Annotated in this window: 9 protein-coding genes; all 9 read right to left on the bottom strand. The window is 72.5% G+C overall.

Features of this window, described 5'->3' with window-relative positions; translation table 11 throughout:
• Positions 1 to 1,185: prolipoprotein diacylglyceryl transferase family protein (locus ACYC1Z_RS12440; protein ID WP_461409843.1), on the bottom strand; the 1,185-nt coding region annotated here is incomplete at its 3' end.
• Between the two features lie 218 nt (positions 1,186 to 1,403).
• Positions 1,404 to 1,829 carry a hypothetical protein gene (locus ACYC1Z_RS12435; RefSeq protein WP_461409842.1) on the bottom strand — a complete coding sequence of 142 codons (426 nt, stop codon included), beginning with the start codon at positions 1,827 to 1,829 and terminating at the stop codon, positions 1,404 to 1,406.
• Positions 1,830 to 1,921: 92 nt separating this feature from the next.
• Positions 1,922 to 3,328 (bottom strand): NADH-quinone oxidoreductase subunit N, encoded by a 1,407-nt coding sequence (locus ACYC1Z_RS12430; RefSeq protein ID WP_461409841.1) that lies wholly within the window; start codon positions 3,326 to 3,328, stop codon positions 1,922 to 1,924.
• 31 nt (positions 3,329 to 3,359) lie between these two features.
• A complete protein-coding gene (locus ACYC1Z_RS12425; protein ID WP_461409845.1) occupies positions 3,360 to 4,844 on the bottom strand; it encodes a complex I subunit 4 family protein in 1,485 nt (494 codons plus the stop codon).
• Positions 4,844 to 6,712: an NADH-quinone oxidoreductase subunit 5 family protein gene (locus tag ACYC1Z_RS12420; RefSeq protein WP_461409844.1), complete on the bottom strand. Its 1,869-nt coding sequence runs from the start codon at positions 6,710 to 6,712 to the stop codon at positions 4,844 to 4,846. Before ACYC1Z_RS12420 ends, ACYC1Z_RS12425 begins: the two co-directional genes overlap by 1 nt.
• Positions 6,713 to 6,765: 53 nt before the next feature.
• Entirely contained in the window at positions 6,766 to 7,068 is a 303-nt protein-coding gene (locus tag ACYC1Z_RS12415) for an NADH-quinone oxidoreductase subunit NuoK (protein ID WP_461409840.1), read from the bottom strand.
• Positions 7,065 to 7,628 (bottom strand): NADH-quinone oxidoreductase subunit J, encoded by a 564-nt coding sequence (locus ACYC1Z_RS12410; protein WP_461409839.1) that lies wholly within the window; start codon positions 7,626 to 7,628, stop codon positions 7,065 to 7,067. The genes ACYC1Z_RS12415 and ACYC1Z_RS12410 overlap by 4 nt, the downstream gene beginning before the upstream one ends.
• On the bottom strand, positions 7,625 to 8,563 hold the full coding sequence (locus tag ACYC1Z_RS12405) for an NADH-quinone oxidoreductase subunit H (RefSeq protein WP_461409838.1): 939 nt from the start codon (positions 8,561 to 8,563) through the stop codon (positions 7,625 to 7,627). Before ACYC1Z_RS12405 ends, ACYC1Z_RS12410 begins: the two co-directional genes overlap by 4 nt.
• Positions 8,556 to 9,296 (bottom strand): hypothetical protein (locus ACYC1Z_RS12400; protein WP_461409837.1); only part of this gene is annotated, 741 nt, incomplete at its 5' end. The genes ACYC1Z_RS12405 and ACYC1Z_RS12400, both read right to left, overlap by 8 nt.

Genomic DNA, 9,296 nt, shown 5'->3' with positions numbered 1-9,296 from the left:
GGCGAGGAGCACCAGACCGCTGCCGCTGGTCGGCAACAGCACGACGGCCGCCAGCGCGAGCGCGCCCAGCACGGCCGAGAACGTCGACTCGAAGATCTGAACGGGTATTCTCCGGATACCCAGGCGGCGGTCCGAGGACCAGACGCCCCACCGCGCGGTGGTGGGTCGACCGACGCAGCAGCCGCCCAGCAGACAGCCGAGGCGGCCCACCGCCATCGCGAACAGCAGCCCGGGGGCCGTGACGTCGAGCAGCGGGCCCAGCGGCAGCCCCAGGAGCCACGCGCCGAGCAGTAACGTGCCCAGCGTGACGATGACGAAGCCCTGGACGGACATCCCCGCGGTGATGAGGCGTCTCCGCTCCCCAGGATGGGTCAGCACGTAGTAGCCCTTCGCGCCGATGAGCCCGAGCGCGCTCGCGACCACCGTGAGCAGGAACAGCCGGAGCGGCGGGAGGTCGAACTGGCCGGCGAGGAGAGCCTGGACCACGAGGGCGAGGACGAACCCCGTGCCCACCAGGGTGGGCCATGCCCCGAGGAACACGCCGGGCGCCAGGTTGTTGACGAAGGCGGTGAAGGCGGTGCGTCCCCTGGTCGTGGCACGGGTCAACCGAGGGGAGCGGACCTCGACCCACGGCGCGGCAGCGCCCTCTGGGGCGCGTCGCACGGGCGTCGCCGTGACCTCCCACTCGCCCGGTGCCACGTTCGGCACCCGGGTGGTGACGGCGATCCGGCCAGAACCCGGTACGACCTGGTCGACCGTCGAGGTCACCGTGAAACTGGTCTTGCCCGCCGACCCCGGGGCCTCGCCCGTGCGGTGCCCGCTGAGGTGCACCGTCATGGGGTACGGGTCACCGGAGGTCTCGGCCTCGAACCAGTACGTGACACCGAGCGACTGCTGGTCGACGTCCTCCAGCGGGCTGCACCTGAGGTCGGTGATCGCGAGCGGGTGCTCCGCGAGGTTCCGTGCGAGCGTGGGAGGCCGAGAGGTTGGCCCGGTTGCCGGCGGCGTGTCAGCGGGGTCCGGTACGGCAGCCTGGGGTGCGCGCTGACCCTCCTCCGCCCGCGGGGCGGTGTCCGTCGGCGTCGGCGTCGGCGTGGGTGGCGTCGGCGTGGGCCGGGGCCCGGCGGGCTTCGCCGGGCGCGGTCGTTGCACCGTGGGCGCCTCCGCCCGTGTCGACGGGCTCACCGGCCGCACTCGTCGCACCGTCCCGACCTTCGCCGGGACCACGCGCACCTGTCGCCCCGGCCGGTCCGGGGGCGGCGACTGGAAGAAGGCGGAACCGGACTGGCTCGGCTGACGCGTGCCGGAGGGGTCCTGCCGGCGGTCGGCCTTGGCCCCCGGGTCGCCGTGCCGACGTGGGGACTGAGGGCTCCCGGCCTTGCCGCCGTCGGCCTGAGCAGAGGTCACGATTCGTGGTGGACGTCGTGGTCCACGTCCTCGGTCACGGCCGGGCGGGCCGCATCGGTGGACCCGCTGATCCACGGCCCGATGACAACGGTGGAAAGGGTGAACATTGCGGCAAATACTACCAGGGCGATGGAGGGCGCCCACCAGCTGGCGAAGCGCCGCTTGAGCTTCACGAGCATCGGTACGGACGCGGCCAGGCCGAGGGCGCCGAACAGCACCGTGCCACCCGCCCCCGCCACGAGCGCGGTGCCGACCAGGGGGCCGACGTGGTGCAGCACATGGGGTGCAAGGCCCACGATGGCACCGAAGACGCCGGTGAGCGCGGTCCACACCGTGCGTCGACGTGGCGGCCCGCCCGCCTGGTGTGCGCGGGGCCCGGCGACGGCGGGCGGCGCGGTCACGGGTGCGGCTGTCGGTTGCATACGGTCAGGGTCGCTGGCCGTCCGGGTCCTAGCCGGCAGAATCGGTGAAGATTCGATGAAAGCGACGGGGGCGATCGGGGCTCAACCGACCGTCACCGGGCGAGCGGTCCGGCCAGCGCCGCGAGGACCGGTCCGGCAGCGATCCCGAGAGCCAGCACCACCCCTGCGCCGATGACCGCGACGGCGCGCGCCGAGCGGACGACCTCAGCCACGCCCGGGGCGCGGTCGCCTTCAGGGGCCCGGAACGCGGCCCTGATCCAGCGCAGGTAGTAGGCCAGGCTCACGACCGTGAGCACCGCGGCGAGCACCACGAGCCAGACCAGCCCAGCCGACCACGCTGCGGTGAACACGGTCAGCTTGCCGAACAGGATCGCGGTAGGCGGTGTGCCCGCCAGACCGAGCATCGCGATCACGAGCGCAGCCGCGCTGGCGGGGTCCTCTCGTGCGACCCCGGCCCAGTCCGCCATCCGCCGTCGCTCGGGGTAGGCGGCCGCCACGGCGAAGGCGACAAGATTGGTCGCGGCGTAGCCGGCGAGGTAGAGACCGAGCGCCGGCAGCGCGGCGGGCTCGGCGATGGCGGCGGAGGCCATGAGCAGGAACCCGACCTGGGCCACGGCCGACCAGCCGAGCAGCCGACGGACGTCGTCCTGACCCAGTGCGGCGAGGTTGCCGAGGGTCATCGACGCGGCGGCGATCACAGCCACCGCCGCTCCGGCCGCGACGGCCAGACCCGTGAGGAGGTCGACGACCCGGGCGATGGCGAGCACGGCGCCGATCTTGGGGACGGTCGTGACGAACGCCGCCGAGGTGACCGAGGAGCCCTGGGCCGCATCGGGCAGCCAGAAGTGGCCGGGCACGGCCGCGGCCTTGAAGGCCAACCCGGCCAGCAGCGCCGCCAGGCCCAGCGCGATCCCGGCCGGCGGTGCCAGGGCGAGGCCGTCGCGAAGCTCGGCGTAACCGGTGGCGCCGCCCAGCCCGGTCAGGACGACGGCGCCCAGCAGCATGGTCACCCCGAGGGTCGCGCCGAGCAGGTAGGTCTTCAGGGCCGCCTCCGCCGAGGTGTCCGTGCTCGGTAGGCCGACGAGGGCGTAGACGGGAACCGAGACGAGCAGGTACCCGGCGGCCAGCACTGCGAGGTCGCTGGCCCCAGCGAGGACGACCGTCCCGGCGGTGGCGAGAAGCATGAGCGTGTAGGTCTCGGCCTCGCGTCGGGTCCGGCCCAACTCGCCCGCCCCGAGCCAGAGGACGGCGAGCGTCGCCAACGGTGCGATCACCCGGGCCGCGCCGGTAGCGGGGTCCAGGGCGTAACTGTGTTCGAACACCGTCCCGCTGCCCGCCCACAGTGACGATGCCGCGGAGGCCGCCAGTGCTCCGGTCGCGACCCAGCGGGTCAGCGGGAGGCGCCGCTGTGGCAAGAAGGACCCGAGCAGGAGGACCAGGACAGCGCCGGCCACCAGCAGTCCCTCCGGTGCCAGGGCGGCGTAGTCGGGGCCACTCACCACGGGCTGCTCCCACCGGATGTCACGACCATCACCCGCCCAGCCCGGCGATCACCGATGCGGCGAAGGGGCGGATCAGGTCGAGGAACGGACCCGGAACCACCCCGAGGGCGAGTGAGAGGGCCAGGAGGGCGCCAGCAGCGACCGTCTCGTTCCCATCCAGATCGGTAAAGCCGGCCGTGGCCACACCGTCCGGACCGGTGAAGACCCGGTGGAACGCACGCAGGAACAGCGCGGTGGTCACGAGAATGCCCGGCAGCGCGAGCGCGGCGACCCACGTGGCCGCGATGCTGCCCGTGAAGATCTGGAACTCCGCGATGAAGCCGGACAGGGCCGGCAGTCCCAGGGAGGCCAGGGCCCCGATCGAGAACAGCGCCGTGTACCGGGGTGCGTGCGCGGCGAGACCACCGAACCGGCCCATCTCGTAGGTGCCCGCACGGTCGTGCAGCACCCCGGCGAGCAGGAACAGGGCGCCCGTGATCAAACCGTGGCTGACCATCTGCGTGACCGCACCGGTGATCGCCATCTCCCGCGCCGTTGCCGTGTCCGGTGCCGCGATGCCGGCCGCGCCCACGGCAAGCACCACATAACCCATGTGGTTGACCGAGGTGTAGGCGATCATCCGTTTGAGGTTCGTCTGCGCGAGCGCCACCAGCGCGCCGTACAGCACCGAGACCAGCCCGACGCCCAGGATGACCCATGCCCATGACCGCCACACGTCGGGCAGCAGCGGCATGCCCACCCGCAGGAATCCATAGGTGCCCATCTTCAACAGCACCCCGGCGAGGATGGCCGACCCGATCGCCGGCGCGTCGGTGTGCGCAGGCGGCAGCCAGGTGTGGAACGGGACGGTCGGGGTCTTGATCGCCAGGCCGAGCAGGATCAAGCCGAGCACCAGTCCGCCGCCCAGCGTCGCCCCACCCTGTGCCTGGGACACCAGGGTGGGGATGTCGAACGTATGGGGGTCCGACCCGAGGTAGAGGCCGATGAAGCCCACGAGCAGGGCCAGGGAACCAAGGAAGGTGTACAGGAAGAACTGCAGCGCCGAGCGCTTGGCCTGGCCGTGGCCCCAGCCGGCGATCACCGCGTACATCGCGACGATGGACAGGTCGAAGAACAGGAAGAACAGGATGAGGTCTTGGGCGGCGAAGAGCCCGAGGGAGGTGGTCTGCAGGGCCAGGAACAGCGCGGCGAGCCGACGCACGCGGTCCGTCCCGCGTAGCGCCCACACCGCGACCGCGACGAACAGCACATCCGTGACCAGCAGCATGGGCAGCGACAAGCCGTCGACCCCGACGTGGTACGACACGCCCGCGCCGGGTATCCAGTCGACCTGTTCGGCGAACGCGAGAGCGCCGGGATCGGGGGAGCTGTAGCCGGCGACCATCACCAGCACCAGCACCAGGTCGGCCACCGTGAACGCGAGCCAGAGCGCACGGGCGACCGAGGGAGCCATGCCGGGGAGGGCCAGGACGGCGGCGCCGAGCAGCGGCAGGAACACCACGACCGAGAGCATCAAGGCCTCACCATCACGAGAAGGACGGCGCCGAGCGTCACGACTGCGACGGCGGCACCGAGGTACTGGTGCACCAGGCCGGTCTGCGGGCGCAGCGCCGTCCTGCCTGCTGAGCGGACCCCGCGCGCCAGCCGGTGCACGCCGGCGTCGAGCGCGGTCAGGTCGAACCGGCCCGCCGCGACCGCGACCGCGACGGCGGCCTCGGCCGTGGCTGCGACGGCGGTGTCCAGGCGGCGGTCCAGCCGGTCCGCGACGCGCGCCGTGGCCTCGACGGGTCGAACCACCAGGGTGCGTGCCACGGGCGCCAGCCACCACCACCCGGCCGCTCCCGGCACCGCCCGCGGGACCCGTCGTAGCACCAGGCCGAAGGCCACCAGCGACAGGCCCGCGGAGAGCGCGATCTCGCCCGTGCCGGGAGCGGTGGTCACGCCGACCCCCAGCAGGGCGTCGACGGCGTCCGCCACCTCCGGCACCAGCAGCGCCACCGGGAGCAGGGCCCCCACTGCCAGCACCGCCAACGCGGGGACGGCTGAGGTCGGCACGTGGCGCGACCCCTGCTCCTCGCTGTCCCAGCCGGCGCGGCCGTCGGGGCGCTGAGCCGGGCCGCGCCAGACCGCGCGCACCGCCACCGCCGCATAGCCCGCGGACAGCACGGCGGCGGCGAGCCCCACCACGTAGAGCCCGGTGCTGCGCTCGGCGGCGGAGGCCAGCACGTGGTCCTTGGTGACCCACAGCCCCAGAGGAGGCAGCCCGGCAAGGGTGAGAGCCGCGAACGTGAACAGCGCGCCCACCGGGCGCCACCACCGGCCCACGCCGGCCAACGCGTGGAGGTCCTTGGTGCCCAGGGCGGACAGCCACAGGCCCGCGACCAGGAAGAGCAGCGCCTTGGTCGCCGCGTGCCCGACCAGGTGCTCGCTGCCTCCCGCGATGTCTCCCACGCCGGCGGCGAGCACGACGAAGCCCAGCTGGGCGGCTGTGGACGCGGCCAGGAGCTGCTTGAGGTCCCGCTGGGCCATGGCGACCACACCCAGCGCCAGGGCGGTGAGCGCCCCGACCCATGCGGTTAGCGATGCGACCCACGGCGTGACCGCCAGCAGCAGCTCCACCCGGAGGAGCAGGTAGCCACCCATCGCGACCATCGCAGCCGAGTGCAGCAACGCACTCACCGGGCTGGGACCGAGCATCGCCCGGGACAGCCAGAAGCTGAACGGCAGCTGCGCCGCCTTGCCGAGGGCGGCTACCACCAGCCCGATCGCAACGACATCACGCCACGGCGAGGGCAGACCCGGCAGGTCGACCAACGCCAGGCTCACGTCTCCGCCGGACCGCGCTGCACCGGCCGCGGCCGCGGCCGCACCCGCGGCCAGGTACAGGCCCAGGTCCGCGGTACGGGTGGTCATGAAGGCGGTCAGTCCCGCCGAGGTGCGCTCCGGGTCACGCCAGTGGAAGCCGATCAGGGCCCAGGACGCAGCGCCCATCACCTCCCAGCCCAGCAGCAGGCCCGGCAGTGTGGTTGCGGTCAGCGTGACCACGACCGCCGCCAGGAACAGCAGCATGAGGCCGTGGAAGCGTGCCGTCGGGACGATGCGCTCAGCGGCTGCGACCACGAGCACCAGGAACGCAACGCCGGTGACGACTGGGAGCAGCACGGCGGACAGGGCGTCGACCTCGAGCCCGAAGGCACCCCCGGGCACGAAGGACCACCCGAACGCAGGGCGGCCGACGGCCACCACGACCGCGAGCACGACAGCAAGTCCAGCGGTGGCCAGCGCCACGACCGGGGCGGACCGTTCGCGGGCCGCAACCCTCGTGCTGCTGCCGGTCGCTCGGCGCGCGGCAGCGTCCTTACGAAGCGCCGTGCCGAGCAGCCCGGCACCGACCAGCGTGGGCAGACCGACCAGCGCGAGGAGCCAGACGCCGCTCACCGGTCCAACTCCGTGGCCATGTCGGTCATGTCGGTGCCGCGCCGTCGGTGCAGCAGCAGGGCGACGGCGAAGCCCATCGCCATCTCCACCGTCATCGCGGCGATCACGACCAGTAGCAGCACCTGACCGTCCGGCGTCGGGCTGACGAACCACCACAACGCGCCGCCGACCAGGATGACGGCGTTGATCATCAGCTCGATGCCCATCATGACCATGACGACGACCTGTTGGGACAGCGCCCCCCACAGTCCGACACTGAACAGCGCGGCCGCGACGAGCAGGACCAGAGGGAGGGTCATCGGCCGATCCCACCCTCGATCGGGTCGTCGGGGTGGTCCGCTGCCAGGTCGGCGCCGTAACGCTGGTAGCGGTCCCTGGGGTGCCCGAGGACCACTGCGCCGACGATCGTCGAGAACAGCACGGGGCTCACGGTGAGCATCACGAGCATCTTGGGACCCATCACGGCCTCGCCGAGGCTGCGGGTGAGGTCACCGGCGGGGGCAGAGGTCGCGAGCGGCCAGGGAACGAGGAGCGCCGCCGCCGCCAGACCCACGAACACCAGCGCCGAGATCGCGGCGGCCGAGCGCTTGCCGTGCACCATGGACATCGGCATCAGCGCCGGGTTCATCCCCATCAGCATGATCATGAAGAGCGCCATGATCGCCATCTCCATGACCATCATCAAGATGACGATCACTCCGAGGTAGTCCATGCCGAAGGTGAGCAGCATCACCCCGACTGCCACGAACGAGGCCGCCAGGGCGTAGGTCGCGCGGGCCATCGAGTCCGTGCGGAAGACCTCGATCCCCGCGGCCACGGCGACGAGAGCACTGACCCACAACACGATTGCTGAGATCATGCGGCACTCCGCAACGCCACCACGGCCACGACGAGCATCTGTAGCACGGTCGCCGGCAGCAGCACCAACCAGCCCAGCTCGGCGAACCGCTCCGGACGGACCATCGGGACCCGGCCGGCGACGAGTTCCAGGACCACCAGCACCGCGAAGGCCTTGACCAAGGTCCAGGCAACCGGGCCGAGCAGCGGGCCCGCTCCGCCACCCAGGAAGAGCGGTACGGCCATCAGTGCCGCTGCGGCCAGCACCATCTGCCGCCCGGTCAGTACGAGCCACCTGTCGATCCCGGACGTCTCGGCGAGCACGCCACCGGCGAGGTCGACGTGCGCGGCGATCGCGAACGGACCCCACGAGCTGAACGCGACCGCCGCGAGCAGGTACACCGCGAACGCCACCGGCATCCAGACCGCGAACCACAGGCCGTGCTGAGCGGCGGCGACGTCGGCCACCCGCAGGCTGCCCGTTGCGATGGCCGGCGCGGTCAGGGCGAACATCAGGGGGAGCTCATAGGCGAGGGCGAGCCCGAGGAACCGGTGCCCGGCGACGAGCGAGTGCGCGCTGTTGGGTCCCCACCCCGCAAGCCACCACAGGGCCCAGAGCATGACGTCCATCGCGTTGAACCACACGACGCCCACCGGGCTGTCGGCGAGCACCCACGGTCCGAGTGGCACCACGACGACCATGAGCACGGCGACCACCGGCAGGCCGCCGATCGCCACGTGCCACAGCACCCGGTCTGCGGCGACCGGTATGCGGCGGCGCTGGCGAAGCAGCCTGGCGGTCTCGGCCAGCGGGACCGTCACCCCTTCGAGGAGACCGCCGCCGCGCGTCCTTGTCGCCGACACCCCGGCCACGGCCGCGCCGGCTGTCGCGAAAAGGACGAGCCCCACCGGGCCCAGCGCGGCCCAGGCCGGGGCGGCCTGCGTGACGTCAGGCATGGCTCACCGTCCGCGCGTCGAGCGCGAGGCTCGCGACCAGGAGACGAAGCGTGCCCAGCTCCTGCCCGACGGCGAGCTCGTGGAGGTCGGCAAGGTCGTCGTGGTGGGACGAAGTCCGCGGTGATGCTGGGTCGCGCAGAAGGGCCGCCGCCGTGTCCAGCATCGTCAGCAGCCGCAGCCGTATCAGGTGACCCGGCGTGGGTCGGGCGTCCTGCCCGCGCCGCCGCGGGCCCGCCAGTGACCAGCGCAGCAGCACCGACCGGCGCACGCGCCGGGCCAGGCGCTCCAGCTCGGCAGCCTGCGGGGTCGGGTCGCGACCAACGAGCAGGCCGTCGCGGACCTGGCGCGAGCGAGCCGCGACCGTCGCCCACCCTGCCAGGTCGAGCACGGTAGCGGCCGCGTCGGCCAGCAACGCCGAACGCTCGACCGGGTCGGCACTCGCGCTGCCGAACGCGTCGGCGAGCGTCTCCACAGCGGTCACGACGTCTCCGTGCAGGGTGACCCGCAGCACCAGGCCGGCGGGCCACCCGGGCAGCCCTCGGCCGAGCACCAGGTGCCAGGCGTCCATCTCGAGACCGTCCCGATCGTCATCGGCGCCCATCGCGAGCGGGATCCCGGCGGGCCCGCTCATGTCCATGGTGTCGTGGTCCATGCCGCTCATGTCCATGGTGTCGTGGTCCATGCCGCTCATGTCCATGGTGTCGTGGTCCATGCCGCTCATGTCCATGGGGTC

The organism is Georgenia sp. (assembly GCF_054605595.1).
Note: the sequence above shows the minus strand (reverse complement) of the source record. Positions and strands in the feature narration are given on the sequence as shown.